Origin of the sequence: Glycomyces lechevalierae, assembly GCF_027622945.1 — a bacterium.
Classification (GTDB): Bacteria; Actinomycetota; Actinomycetes; order Mycobacteriales; family Micromonosporaceae; genus Glycomyces; species Glycomyces rutgersensis.
Genome location: NZ_JAPZVQ010000001.1, coordinates 704,560 through 720,968 on the forward strand (window position 1 = coordinate 704,560; position 16,409 = coordinate 720,968).

A 16,409-nucleotide genomic window follows, 5' to 3' on the forward strand; every position below is an offset into this window, starting at 1 on the left:
GAGGTGCCCGCATGATCCCGCTCAGCCTCGCCGAGATCGCCGCGATCACCGGCGGCACGGTCGCGGGCGACGACGTCACGGTGACGGCCCCGGCCGTCCTCGACGGCCGCCGGGCCGAGCCGGGCGGGCTCTTCGTCGCCTTCGACGGCGAACACGTCGACGGCCACGACTACGCCGCCCAGGCCGGACAGGCGGGGGCGGTGGCCGTACTCGGCTCGCGCCGAACGGAACTGCCAACGGTCGTCGTCGCGGACGCCCAGGCCGCGCTGCAGGCGCTCGCCGCGAACGTCGTCGCCCGCCTGCGCGCGCGGTTGACGGTCGTCGGTGTCACCGGCTCGCAGGGCAAGACGAGCACCAAGGACCTGGTGGGAGCCGTCCTCTCGAGCGCCGCGCCCACGATCGCCACGTCCGGTTCGATGAACAACGAACTGGGCGTGCCGATCACCATGCTCCGCGCGGACACCGAGACGCGCTGCCTCGCTTTGGAAATGGGCGCGCGCCGCGTGGGTGACATCGCAGCCCTCGCCGAACTCGTCCCGCCCGATGTCGCGGTCGTCCTCAACGTCGGCCAGGCCCACCTGAGCTACTTCGGCACCCGCGAGGCGATCGCAGCTGCGAAAGGCGAACTGGTGCAAGGTCTCACACCGGGCGGCACCGCCGTGCTCAACGCCGACGACCCGGCCGTGGCCGCGATGCGGGCGCTCACGGACGGCCCGGTGCTCACCTTCGGCAAGGCGGAGCACGCCGATGTGCGAGTGGTCGACCTGACGCTGGACGAACGCAGCCGGCCGAGCTTCACCCTGCAGACCGCCGACGGCTCAGCCCGCGTCACGCTGCCGATCATCGGCGCACACCAGGCCCTCAACGCAGCGGCTGCGGCAACCGCTGGACTCGCGGCGGGCATCCCGCTCGACGCGGCGGCGAAGGCGCTGGCCGGTGCCGCACTCTCCAAGTGGCGCATGGAACTGCAGGAACTCCCCAGCGGCATCACGCTCCTCAACGACTCCTACAACGCCAACCCGGACTCGGCCCGCGCCGCGTTGGATTCGCTCGCGGCGATCGAGGGCGGGCGCCGCATCGCCGTCCTCGGCGACATGGCCGAACTCGGCGACGCCAGCGCGGCCGAGCACTTCGCGATCGGCGAGTACGCCGCCGCCCGCGCGGACATCGTGATCGCGGTCGGCGAGACCTCCCGCCCGATCGCGGAGGGCGCGGGCGAACGGGCGATCGCGATGCCCGACAACGAGTCAGCGGCCCACTGGCTCCGTGGACGGCTCGCCCCAGGCGACATCGTCCTGGTCAAGGCGTCCCGGGAGGCGAAGCTCGACGAGATCGCGGACGCCGTCGCCGCCTAGCGGGCCGCGGCCTCGATCGGATCGAGCCGCGCACGACGCCCGGTCGACGCGGGTTCGGTGGCCACGGCGATCGCGGCGCCGATCCAGAGGACCTCGATGAGGATCCGCTGACCGAGCGGGTCGGCCGGGGCGCCGGCGAACTCGATGCCGTTCAGCGAGGCGTAGACGTTGGCGGGGAACATCGCGAGCATGAGCAGCGTCAGGCAGACGGCGGCGGCGCGCTTGAACGGGCGCACCCACAGTCCGACGGCGCCCGCGAGCTCGAGGACGCCGGTGACGGCGACGAGCGCGGCGGGCCAGGGAAGGCCGGGCGGGATCATCGCGATCATGCTGTCGCGGTACTCGGGGACGAAGTGGACCACGCCGGTCGTGAGGAACAGCGCGGTCAGTCCGCCGCGCAGTGCGGGGCGCCAGGCGTTGAAGCGGTCGATCTTGACGCGGCCCAGCAGCCGCAGGACCAGTGTCGTTGCCGCGAAAGCGATCAGGGGTTCCATGCGAGTCTCCTTCAATATCTAGACAACGTAAAGATACTGGCGATGAACGCATCTTGTCAACGGAAAGATCGGTGCCGTGCGGATCGAAGCGAGCCTGCAGCGGCGACACAGGGTCGGTCAGAGGGTGGCCTTGAGGCCCGCTTGGGCTTCCTTGATGGCTTCGCGCATCTGGGCGGCGAGAGCGAGGCGGCCGTCGTCGAGGAGGGCGGTGCGCATGAAGGTGAAGGCGCGCACGCGCCCGTAACGGTCCACTGTGGCGCGGCAGAGGCGGCCGGTGGAATAGGCCTCGTGGCGGTGGTCGTCGCCGCCGCCCTTGCCCGAGCCGATCTCGGGGAAGTCGTCGTGCCGCCCGAGTTCCTTCGCGCGGCGCCAGCGCTGCTTCTCGGCTGCGACCCAGGCGCGGATGAGGGCGTCGGGGAGGGTCTTGACGCCCAGGCGTTCCGCGCCGCGGTGGAGTTCGAGTGCGTGGAGGGCGCCGTCGAGGCGGAGGGTGATCGAGACGGCGTGCTGCGGATCGGTGCCGGTGAACTCCTGGCCGGGGTCGACGAGGGTCTCGGCCCCTTCGAGGAAGTCCCGGTGGAGTTTCGCGACCTCGCGGATGACGAGGTGCTGGGCGGTGATCACCTGCCGCACGCTCATGCCGCCGCTCGAGGCTCCCTCCATGGCGGAGAGGATGATGCGCCTCGTGCCCCCGGCGTACTGCGGGTGGCGCTCGCCGACCCGCTCGATGAGCTCGTACATCAGCTCCCGGGAAGGATAGAGGCCGCAGTGGTGCGCGAGCGCGGCCTCGAAGACGCGGGACACCGTCGCGCGGTACGACAGCCGCTCCTTCTCCTCGAGCTCCCGGTAGGCGATGCGGGCCTCGCGGCTGCCGGTGCGGATGTACGAGACGAGCGCCCCCGGGCCGGGCACTGGTGCGGTCATTGGCGTCCTTGTCCTGGGCGGGTCACCGTAACCCGCCCAGTGTACAAAAACCCCGCTATTCCACTGTGCCCCAAAAACAGTGCCCCAGAAACAGTGCCTCAAAGACGGTGCCCCAATGGATGTGACCGTGCGAAGGGCGACCGCTACGGGACGGTGTAGCCCGCCGCGCGCACGAGTTCGTACCACTCCGGGCGGGTCAGCGGGATGTCCGAGCCCAGCGCCGAGGCGGCCACGCGCTCGGGGTTGGTCGTGCCGATGACGACCTGCATCTGCGCCGGGTGACGAGTGATCCAGGCGACCGCGATCGCGATCGGCGGCACGTCGTACTTCGCCGCGAGGCGGTCGATCACGGCGTTCAGCTCCGGGTACCGCTCCGAGCCGATGAACGGGCCGGTGAAGAAGCCCGCCTGGAACGGCGACCAGGCCTGGATCGTGATGTCGTGCAGGCGGCAGTAGTCGACGATGCCATCGTCGCGGGCCACGGACTGGTCCAGGCCCTGCATGTTCGCGGCGATGCCCTGGGCGATCAAGGGCGCGTGGGTGATCGAGAGCTGCAGCTGGTTCGCCACGATCGGCTGGTTCACGTACTTGCGCAGCAGGTCCATCTGGCCGGCGGTGTGGTTCGAGACGCCGAACGCGCGCACCTTGCCGGCGGCGGCCAGGTCGTCGAACGCGCGGGCGACCTCCTCGGGCTCCACGAGCGCGTCCGGGCGGTGCAGCAGGAGGATGTCGATGTAGTCGGTGTCGAGCGCGGCCAGCGACTCGTCCACGGACTCGGTGATGTGCTCGTACGAGAAGTCGAAGTACGGGCCGGGGTGCATGATGCCGGTCTTGGTCTGGATGACCAGGCGCTCGCGCTCCGAGGGCGTCAGCTTCATGGCCTCGGCGAAGCGACGCTCGCAGCCGTGGCGGCCCGAGCCGTACAGGTCGGCGTGGTCCAGGAAGGTGATCCCCGCGTCCGTCGCGGTCTTGAGAAGGGTGCGCACCTCCTCGTCGGTCTTCTCCTGGATGCGCATCAGGCCGAGCACCACATTGGGTGCGGTGATGTCGGTGCCTGGCATGGTGAAGGTCTTCAACGGTCTCTCCTCGCCGGAGCTGGGAACACGGCGCCCCTGGCGGGCGCCCTGCTCATGCTAGGTATCGTGGATCTAGAAGTCCAACAACTGGCCTTTCTGGCATTGAGAAGCACGGGGCATGATTCATGGATCTGCGGCAGATGGAGTACCTGGTCGCGCTGGCGGATGAGAGGCACTTCACTCGCGCCGCCGAACTCACCGGCATCTCCCAGTCCGGCCTGTCCGCCGCGATCCGGGGGCTCGAGGAGGAGCTGGGCACGAGCCTGTTCATCAGGACCACCCGGCGCGTCGAGCCGACCGAGGCCGGGTTCGCGTTGCTCCCGTACGCGAGGGCGATGCTCGAGCAGGCCGCCGGCGCCCGCGACGCGGTCGTCAAGGCCAGCCGGGACCTCGCCGGGACGCTGCGGATCGGCGCCGAGCAGTGCCTCGGACTCGTCGACATCGCGGCCCTCCTCGACAGGTTCCACCGGCGGCACCCGCGGGTCGAGACGCACTTCGTGCAGTCGGGTTCGCACGATCTCCTCGGCCTGCTGCGCGCCGGGGAGCTGGACGTCGCGTTCGTGGCGACCGACCGGCACCTGAGCGGCCTGCCGCGCTTGGAGCTCGGGCGGGAACCGCTGCTGGCGCTGCTGCCGCCGGACCATCCGCTCGCGTCGCGGGGCTCGGTGGCGTGGGAGGCGCTGGCGGACGAGACGTTCATCGACTTCGGGTCCGCTTGGGGCGTCAGGACGCTGAACGACGACGCGTTCGCCGCGAGAGGCGTGCACCGGCGCGTGCGGTGCTCGGTGAACGACGTGCACACGCTGCTGGACCTGGTGTGCCGGGGACTCGGCATCGCGGTCGTGCCGCGGCATGTAGCGGCCAAGCCGCAGGCGAGCGGGTTGCGGGCGCTGCCGATCGCGGCCGCCGACGCTCCTGAATGGACTGTCTCGGCGGTGTCGGCCGCCCGGGACCGGGCGGACTCGCCCGCCGCGCACCTCCTCGAACTGGTCGGGGAGCCGCGCGGTTGATCAGTCCTGCACGGTGAAGCGCTTGGTGACGTCCGCGACGACCGGGCGCGCCACGAGCCAGAGCATCGCGGCGAACGCCCACCCGAACAGGAGCAGCACGGCCTCGGAGCTCATGAGCACCGTGCCGACGGCGACGGCGAGGAGCAGGAGGACGCCGAGGGAGGCCTTCCAGGAGAGGAAGAACTCCGCGGCCGCCACCCGCAGCACGTCCCGGAACCGGAACGAGAAGAACGAGGACACCACCAGCAGGTGCCCGGCCCACACGGCCAGCACCACGAGGAGCACCGCGCACACGGGCCGCAGGATCGCCCCGCCGGCGACCTGGCCCGCGAAGGCCACGTTCACCGCGAGGACCGCCGCCAGCGCGAGCACCGGCACGGACCACGCGAGGGTGTCGCGCAGGTTCATCCGCAGGCCGCGGAAGAGCGGCCGCGCCGGGCTGAGGTCCTGCTCCTTCGCCCACGCCCGCTGCGCGTACAGCGCCGCGGAGAGCGCGGGCGCGACCGGCAGGAGCGCGGCGACGAACCATGCGACGTTGCCCGGGTCGGGGGCGAGCAGCATCCACGCGAGCAGCGTCGGCACCCCCGCGACCGCGAGGAAGACCCCGAGGACGAGGTACCGGTAGACCGCGGCGGTGAACCTGGAGAGCACTCCCGGTCCGACCTCGCCCGCGTGCTGCTGCGTGCTCATGCTGTTCGCCCCTTTCCCTGGTGCGCGTTAACCCTTGACCGATCCAAGCATGACGCCGGAGACGAAGTACCGCTGCACGAAGGGGTAGATCGTCAGGATCGGGATGACGGTGAGGATCATCGTCACCGCTTGGATGTTCGCCGAGACCTGCGCGGTCGTCGAGCCCGCGGCCGCCGCCCCTTCGGACGCCGTCGTGGAGGCGCCGGCGATGAGGTTGCGCAGGAACAGCGTGATCGGGAACAGCTCGCTCTTGTCGAGGTACAGGAACGCGGCGAACCAGTCGTTCCAGAACGCGACGGAGTAGAACAGCACCATCGTGGCGATCACGGCTTTGGACAGCGGCAGCACGATCTTCCCGAAGATGCCGTACCAGCCGAGGCCGTCGATCTGCGCGGCCTCTTCGAGCTCCTTGGGGAGGTTCTCGAAGAAGGCCTTCATCACCAGCAGGTTGAACACCGAGATCGCGCCCGGCAGCACCAGCGCCCACATGGTGTTCTTCATGCCCAGCGCGGAGATGAGCACGTAGTTCGGCACGAGGCCGCCGTTGAAGAACATCGTGAACACGGCGATGCCGATGAGGACCTTGCGGCCCTTCAGGTGCGGCTTCGACAGCACGAACGCGTAGGTCGTGGTCAGGGTCATGGCGATCGCCGTGCCGACCACGGTGTACAGGACCGTGTTGCCGTAGTTGCGCCAGAACTGCTCGTTCGACATCACCGCGGCGTAGGTGTCCACGTTGAAGTCGACCGGCAGGAAGTTCACCTGGCCGGCCTTGATCGCGCCGGAGGAGCTGAACGACTGGGCGAGCACCGTGATGAACGGGTACAGCATCCCCAGGCACAGGAGCACCAGGAGGGTGGCGTTGACCGCGCCGAAGACGCGCTCGCCCCTCGAACGCGCCGTCAAGCGCGGTCGCACCGCTGCGAGGTCGGTCGTGCGAATGTCGGTCACCACAGGCTCGTTCCCGTCGTCCGCCGCGAGATCACGTTCGCGGAAAGCACCATCACCAGGCCGATCAGGGCCTGGAACAGGCCGATCGCCGTCGCATAACTGAGATTGTTCGACACGAGGCCGACCCGGTAGAGATAGGTCGAGATGACGTCGGCCGTCTCGTAGGTCAGCGGGTTGTACAGGAGGAACACCTTCTCGAAGCCCACGTTGATGAACGACCCGATGTTGAGGATCAGGAGGGTCACCATCGTGGGGCGGATGCCCGGCAGCGTGACGTGCCAGGTCTGCCGCCACCGGCCCGCGCCGTCGATCTTCGCCGCCTCGTAGAGCGAGTCGTCGATCGAGGTGAGCGCGGCCAGGTACAGGATCGTGCCCCAGCCGACCGTCTGCCACACCTCGGAGCCCACGTAGATGAAGCGGAACCACTCCGCGCGCTGCAGGAACGGGACCTCTTCGCCGCCGAAGGCGCCGATGATCTGGTTCACCGTGCCCTCCAGCGAGAGCAGCTGCATGAGCATGCCGACGATGATCACGATCGACAGGAAGTGCGGCAGGTACGAGATCGACTGCACGAACTTCTTGAAGTACTGCTGGCGCACTTCGTTCAGCATGAGCGCCAGGATGATCGGGAGCGGGAAGCACACGACCATCGTCACGGAGCCCAGGACGACCGTGTTCGTGAAGACGTGCCAGAACGACGGGTCGTTGATGAACATCTCGATGTAGCGCAGGCCGACCCACTCGTCGCCGAAGATGCTGCCGCCGGGGCGGAACCTCCGGAACGCGATGACGTTGCCGAGCATCGGGCCGTACTTGAACACGATGAAGAAGATCAGCGGCACGATGGCCAGCGAGTAGAGCTGCCAGTCGCGCTTGAACGCGTCCCGCCAGGTCTGCTTCCGCACGCGGTACCGCGTCTTCGGCACACGCTGGCGCGGCACCGCGTGCGCGGGTTCCTCGGTGGCCCCGCGGGCCGAGACCCGCGGGGACTGCTCGTCTTGTGTGAGGGGCATAAGTGCTCCCTCCCGTCCGCTCCGGAGCGGCTGATTCGCGAGTGCGGCTCAGCCGTGTTCACCAGCCACTCCGGGGGCGGATCAGGAGTTCTCCTCCTCGAAACGCTCGCGGGCGGTGTTGATGAGGTCGACGTACTGCTGCAGGCCCTGGGCCTCGAGCTCGCCGACGTAGTCGTCCCATTCGGCGATGTCGCGCTCGCCGAGGATGAACTTCAGCGTGTTCGTGTCCACGGTGTCCTTGATCGGGGTCGCGAGCAGCGAGGACGACTCCAGCTCCGCCTCGTCGAGCGGCGCGGGCGGGTTCGGGTCGCGGGGGGTACGGCTCGAAAGCACGGCGTCGACGTACTCGACGAACGTGGGCGAGTTGTAGGACTCCTTGAGCGCCCGGGACTCGGACGAGTCGGCGAACACGGCGTTGGACCAGCCGAGGTCGCGCTGGATGTCCGTGGGCGCGCCCGCGTTGATGTTGTAGGCGTTGAGGGAATACTCGGGCTTGAGGGTGATCTTGCCGGAGGCGTCCTTGGTGTAGGTGTCGTCGAGGACGCCCCAGCGGATGAGCTCGCGGGCCTCCTGGTTGTAGTAGAGCCAGTCGAGGAACTGGAGGATCGCGATGAAGTTCTCCGAGTCCGCGATCTCGGCGTTCAGCATGAAGCCGTTCCAGAAGTTGCGCGGCTCCACGATCTGGCCGGCGGGTCCGCCCGGCGGGGGGATCACGACGACCTCGTGGTTGCCTTCGCCGACGGTCTCGTTGAGGGCCTGCTGGAACTCGATCGCGGTGCCCGGCGAGCCGGACGCGGCGAACACGAGGTTGCCGGCGACCTTCTCGGTGACGCTGCCGCCGCCGGAGCCGTCGTTCGACGCGGTCATGGAGTCGGTGTCGAGGAGGCCGTCCTCGACGAGGCCGCGGAAGAACTCGACCATCTGCTTGTAGCCCTCGGTGACGGCGGTGTACTCGAGCTTGCCGGAGCCGTCGTCCACCATGCCGTTGCCGAAGCCCCAGCCGGCCCGCGCACCCCAGGCGTGGGAGGCGTAGTTGAGCATCGACGCGCCCTCGAACCCGTCCGCGAGCGGCTTGGAGTCGGGGTACTTCGCCTTGATCTTGACCAGCGCCGCGCGCATCTCGTCCCAGGTCTGGGGCACGCCGGCGCCGACCTCGTCGAAGATGTCCTTGCGGATGACCACGGTGAACACGGGGACCGAGACCTCCTGGAGGCCCGGCAGCATGTAGTACTTGCCGTCGGCCTGCTTCAGGTTGTCGATCATGTCGCCGAGGTCCCATTCCTCGACGTACTTCTGGAAGTTCGGCATGTGCTCGACATAGTCGCTCATCGGCAGGATCGCGCCGGAGGAGACGAACGAGTTCTCCTCACCGGTGTAGACCAGCGGGATGACCGTGGGGGCGTCGCCCGCGCTGATGAGGAGACTGCGCTTCTCGGTGGCGTCACTGAACGGGATGTTCGTGACTTCCATCTTCACGTTGGTGCGCTTCTCGACTTCCGTGAAGAACTGCCAGCTGTCCTTGATCGGCAGGTCGGGCCAGTCGGTCCACAGGACCGACAGGGTGAAGGGCTCGGTCGCCGTGAACTGCTGGTCGGCCGCGAAGCCCTCCATCGCGCCCTTGGACTGGGCTTCGACGTCGATCTCAGTGCCGCCGTCGTCGCTGCACGCCGCGAGCGCGGCCATGCCGGACGCGGCGAGCGAGAATCCGATGACTCCGCGACGGGTGGCTCCACTGGGCGTCCGCCCGAACACACCTGACATGTCTCTCCTCCTTGAGATTGCCCAAAAAACTCGGCCCTCCGACTATCTTCGGTGGGCGAGATCACGTTGCCGTAACGATCGAAACTTTCGGGGCTATTTCCGATAACTTCCAGAGCTTAGTAACAACAACCAGTGATGTCAATGAATCTCTTATCGTGACTGATGCATGACGCACCGCAGTCGTCGAGGGGGTTATGAAAATAGGCGGAAACAACCGCAAAAGCCGTGATCAGAAAGCCTTCATTGCAGGTAGGAGCCGCTCGCTGGAGTGGTCTCGCCCCGGCCTCCCGGAACGCCCGGAAATCGCATTCCTTCGCCGTTTCCCGCCCGATTATGCCATCACTGGCAAGCCTTCTCCACCGATGTTAACGGTTCGACAACATCCGGAACTGGCCGGAACTTCCAAAGGTTAGATGACCGCATCGTGGGATCGACGGTGATTTTCGGCTCTCAGCCGAGCACGGCCGAGAGGAGTTCGGGACCTTCCGGAGCGGCCCGGCACGCCCTGAGGGGCCGAAAAGCGGGCCCCGGCGGTGATCGCCGGGGCCCGCTTTGGGGTGGTTCAGTGGGTGGTTCAGTGGGGTGGCTCAGCGGCCGAGCCAGCCGCCGTCCACGGGGATGATCGCGCCGGAGACGTAGTCGGAGGCGGGGCTGGCAAGGAATACCGTGGCGCCCGCGAGGTCACTCGGCTTGCCCCAGCGGCCGGCCGGGATGCGTTCCAGGATCGCCTTGGAGCGGTCCGGATCGTCTTGCAGCGCTTGGGTGTTGTCCGTGGCGATGTAGCCGGGGGCGATCGCGTTCACCGTGACGCCGCGGGCGGACCACTCGTTCGCCAGCGCGCGGGTGAGGCCCGCGATGCCGGACTTGGCGGCCGCGTAGCCCGGGACGTTGATGCCGCCCTGGAAGCTCAGCAGCGAGGCCGTGAAGACGACTTTGCCGGAGCCGCGTTCGAGCATCGTGCGGCCCACGGCGCGCGTCAGCGCGAACTGGCTCGTGAGGTTGACCTGCAGGACCTCGTCCCAGTACGCGTCGGAGTGCTCGGCGGCGGGCGCGCGGCGGATCGTGCCGGCGTTGTTGACGAGGATGTCGACCGGTTCGGCCGCGAGGTCGTCGGCGAGCGCGGTGACCTGCTCGGGGTCGTTGAAGTCGGCCTGGATCGCCCGGAAGTTCCGGCCGAGCTCGGTCACGCGCTTCGCTATAAGAGAGCCTTCGGGCTCGATGGTGGCGGAGACGCCGATGACGTCGGCGCCGGCGGCGGCGAGGGCCTCGGCCATCGCGAAGCCGATGCCGCGCTTGGCGCCGGTGACGACCGCGAGGCGGCCGGTGAGGTCGAACGGGTTCATGGCTGCTACTCCTGCCCGGCTTGGACGTCGATGAGGATCTTCATGGCGTCGCCGCCGGTGAGGGCGTCGAACGCGGACTGGATGTCGCGCAGGGGCACGGTCTTGGTGATGAGCGTGTCCGCCGGGATCGCGCCGGTGGCGAGCAGGGCGACGGCGGTGTCGAAGTCGTCGCGCTGGTAGACGCGGGCGCCGAGGAGGCGCAGTTCGCGCCAGAACACGCGCTGGAGGTTGATCGGGCGGGGCTCGGGGTGGATCGCGACGACGACGAGGGTGCCGCGCACCTTGGCGTAGTCGACCGCGCCGAGGACGGCCGCGGCGGCGCCCGAGACCTCGAAGACGACGTCCGCGCCCGCGCCGCCCGTCCACTCCTCGACCCAGGCCACGGGGTCCTCGAGCGGGTCGAGGACGGTGAAGCCGAGGTCGGCGATGGTCTTGCGGCGCTTGGGGTCGAGCTCGACCACGGCGACCTCGCCGCCGAAGGAGCGGGCGACGGCGGCGATGAGTACGCCGATGGGGCCGCCGCCGATGACGACGGCCTTCTGGCCGGCCTCGAGTTCGGCGCGGCGCACGTCGTGGACGGCGACGGCGGTGGGCTCGACCAGGGCCGCGTGCTGCAGCGAGAGTCCCGCGGGCAGCGGCACGAGGAGTCCGGCGTCGACGTTCCAGCGGCCTTGGAGCGCGCCGGGCGAGTCGATGCCCACGAAGTCGAGGTTCTGGCAGATGTGGGAGTTCCCGGCGAGGCACGCGGGGCAGGTGCCGTCCCAGGCGAGGGGCATGACGGTGACCGGGTCGCCCACGGACCAGCCTGCGACGCCGTCGCCGAGGGCGCTGATGGTTCCGCTCATCTCGTGGCCGATCACGGCGGGGGTGGCGACGCGGGCGTCCATGTGGCCGCTGAGGATGTGCAGGTCCGTGCCGCAGATCCCGTTGTAGGCCACCGCGATCTGGACCTCGCCGGGGCCGGGCGGGGCCGGCTCGGCCTCCCCCACGGTCATGGTCCGGTTTCCTGCGTAGTGTGCGGCGAGCACGGCTGCCTCCTCGGGGGACGGGTGCGAATCGGTCGTCGCCGAGGATCCCACACAAACCGCGAATGCGCAATCGTTTGCTCACCGCGTGGGCCCATAGGCGATACTGGAGCCGTGGCGAAACTCAGCGATGTGGCGGCCCGCGCGGGCGTCTCGGTCTCGGCGGTCTCCAGGGTGCTCTCCGGCGACCCGTCCGCGCGGCTCAGCGAGGCGACCCGGGAGCGGGTGCGCAAGGCCGCCGGGGAGGTCGGGTACCACCCGAACTTCGCCGGCCGGGCGCTGAAGCTCGCGCGCACGGACGTCATCGCGCTCATCGTCCCGGACGTGACGAACTCGCTGTTCGCGGACCTCACGCGCGGCGTGGAGGACGAGGCGGTCGCGCGCGGCTGCGTCATGCTGCTGGCACGCAGCGAGGACATGCAGCCCGGCGGGAGCATGTTCGACCGGCTCGTGGGCGAGGGCCGGGTCGACGGCATCGTGCTCCAGCCTCGCGACGGCACCGACCCCGAGGAGCTGGCGCAGTCGGTGGGCGTGCGCGCCCCGATCGTGACGATCCACCAGCGGATCCCGGGCGCGAGTTCGGTGGTGGTGCCCGACGCGCGTGCGGCGCGGCTGGCCACTGAGCATCTGATCGCTTTGGGGCACAGGCGGATCGGTTTCGCGGGTGGTCTGGCGGGCTCGCCGACCGCGCAGCGGCGCGCGGCGGGGTACGCCGAGGCGCTGGAGGCGGCCGGGATCGCCCACGACCCCGCGCTGGTCACGTGGCGCGGCTACCGGGAGCCGGACGGGCGGGCGTCCACCGCGGAACTGCTCGCACTCCCCCAGCGGCCCACGGCGATCGTGGCCGCCAACGTCAACGCCGCCGTCGGCGTCCTGGCCCAGGCCCGGGCGCAGGGGCTGGCGGTGCCGCAGGAGCTCTCGGTGGTCGCGGTCCACGACGCGTGGACGGCCGCGCACACCTGGCCGCCGCTCACCTGCGTCCGCATGCCGCTCTACGAACTCGGCCGCACCGCGGTGAGCGCGCTCGCGAACGTCATCGACGGCGGGCCCGTCGAGCACCGCAGCGTCGAGGACCCGGGACCGGTGCTCGTCGAGCGCGAATCGACCGCCGCGCCCCGCGGCTGACCCTCCTCCGCCTTGCGCCGGGCGGCGACCCCGGCTAAGGTCAACACCTGATCAATCGTTTGCGCAAACGGCTGGGGACGCGCGAGGGCGCCGCACCCGCGCCGCCGCGGACCACCCGACCAGCACCTGAGGAACACCGCATGACCACCATCGAGGCCGTCGAGGCTCACGATGTCCGCTTCCCCACCTCGCAGACCCTCGACGGTTCGGACGCGATGAACAAGGACGGCGACTACTCCGCCGCCTACGTCATCATCCGGACCGACGACCCCGAGCTGAGCGGGTACGGCTTCACCTTCACCATCGGGCGCGGCAACGACATCGTCACCGCCGCCGCCCTCCACTGGGCCGTGCGGCTCATCGGCCGCGACCTCGACACCGTCGCGAACGACCCCGGCGCGCTCTACCGCGAGCTGCAGTCCGACTCGCAGTACCGCTGGCTCGGCCCCGAGAAGGGCGTCGTCCACATCGCGCTCGCCGCCGTCATGAACGCCGTCTGGGACCTCACCGCCCGCGCCGCCGGCAAGCCGCTGTGGCGCCTCCTCGCGGACATGACCCCCGAGCAGCTGGTCGACGCCGCCGACCTGCGCTACCTCTCCGACGCCCTCACTCGCGAAGAGGCCCTTGCGATCCTGCGCGAGCAGGAGGGCACCCGGGCCGAGCGGATCGCCGAGCTCGAGGCCCGCGGCGGCTACCCGTGCTACACCACCAGCGCCGGCTGGCTCGGCTACAGCGACGACAAGCTGCGCCGGCTCCTCCAGGAGGCCGTCGACCAGGGCTACCGGCACGTCAAGCTCAAGGTCGGGGCCGACCTCGAGGAGGACCGCCGCCGCCTCGCGATCGCGCGCGAGGTCATCGGCTGGGACGCCAAGCTCATGATCGACGCCAACCAGGTGTGGGACGTGCCCGAGGCGATCGACTGGGTCAAGGCCCTCGCCGAGTTCGAGCCGCACTGGATCGAGGAGCCCACCAGCCCGGACGACGTGCTCGGCCACGCGGCCGTGCGCCGCGCCGTGGCGCCGATCGGCGTCGCGACCGGCGAGCACGGCATGAACCGGGTCCTGTTCAAGCAGATGCTGCAGGCCGAGGCGCTGGACTACCTCCAGCTCGACTCCGCGCGGCTCGCGAGCGTCAACGAGATCATCGCCGTGTACCTCATGGCCGCGAAGTTCGGCGTGCCCGTGTGCCCGCACGCGGGCGGCGTGGGCCTGTGCGAGCTCGTGCAGCACCTGTCCATCTTCGACTACGTGGCGGTCTCGGGCACGTTGGAGGACAGGGTGACCGAGTACGTCGACCACCTCCACGAGCACTTCACCGACCCGTGCCTGGTCGAGAACGGCAACTACCTGCTGCCGTCCCGTCCCGGCTACTCGGCCGAGATGCACTCCGCGTCCATCGAGGAGTTCGCGTACCCCGACGGCTCGTACTGGGCGAACGCGGCCCGCTGAGCGATCCCGCAGCGCGCCGGTCCTGACGGGCCGGCGCGCTTTTTCGTGCCGTCACTGTGAGCGCTCACGATCGCCGCCGAAAAATAATATTTCCATCGATCGATGTCTAAGAAGTGTTTTCGCAGATCAACGCGGTAGCAACCGATGCTCATCGCTCGATGACGGTCTTGACTGGAATGACTGGCCGGTTCTACGCTGAGATTCCGTTAGCGCTAACAGCCCTCGGACCGATCGCGGAGCGCGGGTCGACCGTCGCTTCGGGACCCCCGGCCCCACCTCCATCCGAAGACGACCATGGAGCAGCCATGCGATTGAGAACGCTCACCAGGAGAGGCCGGGCCGCGGCGCTCGGCGCGCTCGCCCTCACCCTGACCCTCGGACTCCAGCTCCTCACCCCCGGCGCGGGCCAGGCCCAGACGGCCCTCCAGATCGACCTCGCCGCCGACGTCGGCCCCTCGAACGGGGTCGGGCTCGGGTTCCTGTACGGGGTCAACGGGACCGGCTCGCAGCCGCCGGACTCGCTCCTCGAACCCCTGCGCATGAACGCCTACCGCGGCGGCGGGCACGTCACGCGCGGCTGGATCCAGGACAACTACCAGTGGGGCACCGCCACACAGGCCAATGTGGACTCCGTCATCAGCCAGGCCCGGCGCTTCACCGCCGCCCCCTACGAGGCCCAGTACCAGGCCATCCTGAGCGACATCTACGGCGCCGTGGGCGGCCAGCCCGCCGGCACGCGCTACCCGTGCGACAACGGCGACTGCTCGTCCTGGCGCACCTTCGTCTCGGGCGTCGTGACCCGGCTCCGCGACACCGGACTCCCCATCGCCTACGACATCTGGAACGAGCCCGACATCTCGATCTTCTGGGAGCGGCCCGTCAACGGCACGCAGTACTTCCAGATGTGGGACACGGCCGTGCAGGAGATCCGCCGCGTCGACCCCGACGCCGTGATCGTCGGCCCCTCGTTCGCCTTCACGCCCGACCGCCGGCCCGACCAGTGGACGACCTGGCTGCGGCACACCAGGGACGCGAAGACCCTGCCGGACATGATCACCAACCACACCCTCGGCAACATCGACGACCCGGTCGCGGTCGGCGACGCCACCCTGGCGGCCCTCTCGGCCAACGGCATCGCGCCGCTGCCCTTGTCCGCCAACGAGTACCAGCCGCAGAACATGCAGACCGCCAACGTCACCGCCTGGTACCTCGCGCGGTTCGCGCAGTCGGACTACGCCAACGCCATCCGCGGCAACTGGGTCTGCTGCCTCACGCCGAACCTCACCGGTCTGCTCACCCAGGTCAACGGGGCCTGGCAGCCGACCGGGAACTACTGGGTCATGCGCGCGTACGCGGACATGACCGGCACGCTCGTGCGCACCTCCGGCCAGGTGAGCGGCACCGCGATCTCGGCGTCGAAGGACGCCGCGAATGAGCGCGCGGTCGCGGTCATCGGCAACATCAACGGCTACACCGGGTCGGCCACGGTCAATGTCACCGGCTTCTCGGCCGTGCCGTGGCTGACCGCGGGCGGCAGCGCGCACGTCACCGTCCAGCGCATCCCCGAGCAGGCGCCGCTCGGCGCGCCGCAGGTCGTGTACGACCAGGACGTGAACGTCTCGAGCGGCTCGGTCTCGGTGCCGCTGAACTTCCAGAACGGCAACGACGCCTTCGCGGTGTACGTGACCCCGGCGGACGGCGGCTCGGGCTCGGACGACGGCCAGCTCCGCTCGGCCGCCTCCTCGCGCTGCGCCGACGTGCCGAACAGCACCACCGCCAACGGCACTCAGGTGCAGATCTGGGACTGCCACACCGGCGCCAACCAGCGCTGGACCTACTCCGGCGGGCAGCTCAGCGTCTACAGCGGCGACAGCCGCCGCTGCCTCGACGTCTACAACAACCAGACGACGCCGGGGACGCAGGCGATCATCTGGACCTGCCACACCGGGACCAACCAGCAGTGGCGCCTGAACTCGAACGGCACCATCACCTCGGTGCAGTCGGGGCTGTGCCTCGACGTGGCCGGGGCGGCCACCGCGAACGGCACGAAACTCCAGTTGTGGACCTGCAACGGCCAGGCCAACCAGCGCTGGACGCTCACATAGGACGGTGAAGCGGGGGGGCCGCGGGGGCCCCCCCCCCCCCGGGACAGAGGCCCCCGGCCGGGGCACGCGCACCTGAACCACAACCGGGG

Annotated in this window: 14 protein-coding genes; 5 read left to right on the top strand and 9 right to left on the bottom strand. The window is 69.5% G+C overall.

Features of this window, described 5'->3' with window-relative positions; translation table 11 throughout:
- Positions 1-11 precede the first annotated feature (11 nt).
- On the top strand, positions 12-1,355 hold the full coding sequence (locus O2L01_RS03280; protein ID WP_270120362.1) for a UDP-N-acetylmuramoyl-tripeptide--D-alanyl-D-alanine ligase: 1,344 nt from the start codon (positions 12-14) through the stop codon (positions 1,353-1,355).
- Here O2L01_RS03280 and O2L01_RS03285 read toward each other — a convergent pair.
- From O2L01_RS03285 to O2L01_RS03295, 3 genes are all read right to left on the bottom strand, one after another.
- Positions 1,352-1,849: a DoxX family protein gene (locus tag O2L01_RS03285; protein ID WP_270120366.1), complete on the bottom strand. Its 498-nt coding sequence runs from the start codon at positions 1,847-1,849 to the stop codon at positions 1,352-1,354. The genes O2L01_RS03280 and O2L01_RS03285 overlap by 4 nt on opposite strands.
- 117 nt (positions 1,850-1,966) lie before the next feature.
- On the bottom strand, positions 1,967-2,773 hold the full coding sequence (locus tag O2L01_RS03290) for a hypothetical protein (RefSeq protein WP_270120368.1): 807 nt from the start codon (positions 2,771-2,773) through the stop codon (positions 1,967-1,969).
- 143 nt (positions 2,774-2,916) lie between these two features.
- Positions 2,917-3,849, bottom strand: a complete 933-nt coding sequence (locus tag O2L01_RS03295) for an aldo/keto reductase (RefSeq protein WP_270120370.1) — start codon at positions 3,847-3,849, stop codon at positions 2,917-2,919.
- Between the two features lie 125 nt (positions 3,850-3,974).
- Here O2L01_RS03295 and O2L01_RS03300 point away from each other — a divergent pair, with 125 nt between their 5' ends.
- Positions 3,975-4,859, top strand: coding sequence for a LysR family transcriptional regulator (locus O2L01_RS03300; RefSeq protein ID WP_270120372.1), 885 nt, complete (start codon positions 3,975-3,977; stop codon positions 4,857-4,859).
- On the opposite strand, the gene O2L01_RS03305 is transcribed toward O2L01_RS03300, so the two are convergent.
- The 6 genes from O2L01_RS03305 to O2L01_RS03330 form a co-directional block, all read right to left on the bottom strand.
- Positions 4,860-5,549 (bottom strand): hypothetical protein, encoded by a 690-nt coding sequence (locus O2L01_RS03305; RefSeq protein WP_270120373.1) that lies wholly within the window; start codon positions 5,547-5,549, stop codon positions 4,860-4,862. It lies immediately after the preceding gene.
- 27 nt (positions 5,550-5,576) lie between these two features.
- Positions 5,577-6,455, bottom strand: a complete 879-nt coding sequence (locus tag O2L01_RS03310; RefSeq protein WP_374727694.1) for a carbohydrate ABC transporter permease — start codon at positions 6,453-6,455, stop codon at positions 5,577-5,579.
- Between the two features lie 41 nt (positions 6,456-6,496).
- Entirely contained in the window at positions 6,497-7,513 is a 1,017-nt protein-coding gene (locus O2L01_RS03315) for an ABC transporter permease (RefSeq protein WP_270120376.1), read from the bottom strand.
- Between the two features lie 81 nt (positions 7,514-7,594).
- Positions 7,595-9,274 (bottom strand): ABC transporter substrate-binding protein, encoded by a 1,680-nt coding sequence (locus O2L01_RS03320; RefSeq protein ID WP_270120377.1) that lies wholly within the window; start codon positions 9,272-9,274, stop codon positions 7,595-7,597.
- 587 nt (positions 9,275-9,861) lie between these two features.
- The gene (locus tag O2L01_RS03325) at positions 9,862-10,617 is read right to left on the bottom strand and encodes an SDR family oxidoreductase (RefSeq protein ID WP_270120378.1); all 756 of its coding nucleotides are present in this window, start codon (positions 10,615-10,617) and stop codon (positions 9,862-9,864) included.
- Between the two features lie 5 nt (positions 10,618-10,622).
- On the bottom strand, positions 10,623-11,645 hold the full coding sequence (locus tag O2L01_RS03330) for a zinc-dependent alcohol dehydrogenase (RefSeq protein WP_270120380.1): 1,023 nt from the start codon (positions 11,643-11,645) through the stop codon (positions 10,623-10,625).
- Between the two features lie 111 nt (positions 11,646-11,756).
- Here O2L01_RS03330 and O2L01_RS03335 point away from each other — a divergent pair, with 111 nt between their 5' ends.
- The 3 genes from O2L01_RS03335 to O2L01_RS03345 all read left to right on the top strand — a co-directional run bounded on the left by O2L01_RS03335 (position 11,757) and on the right by O2L01_RS03345 (position 16,320).
- The gene (locus O2L01_RS03335; RefSeq protein WP_270120381.1) at positions 11,757-12,767 is read left to right on the top strand and encodes a LacI family DNA-binding transcriptional regulator; all 1,011 of its coding nucleotides are present in this window, start codon (positions 11,757-11,759) and stop codon (positions 12,765-12,767) included.
- A 140-nt stretch (positions 12,768-12,907) separates the two neighbouring features.
- A complete protein-coding gene (locus O2L01_RS03340) occupies positions 12,908-14,215 on the top strand; it encodes an L-fuconate dehydratase (RefSeq protein ID WP_270120383.1) in 1,308 nt (435 codons plus the stop codon).
- A 305-nt stretch (positions 14,216-14,520) separates the two neighbouring features.
- Entirely contained in the window at positions 14,521-16,320 is a 1,800-nt protein-coding gene (locus O2L01_RS03345) for a ricin-type beta-trefoil lectin domain protein (protein ID WP_270120386.1), read from the top strand.
- The last annotated feature ends 89 nt before the right edge of the window (positions 16,321-16,409 follow it).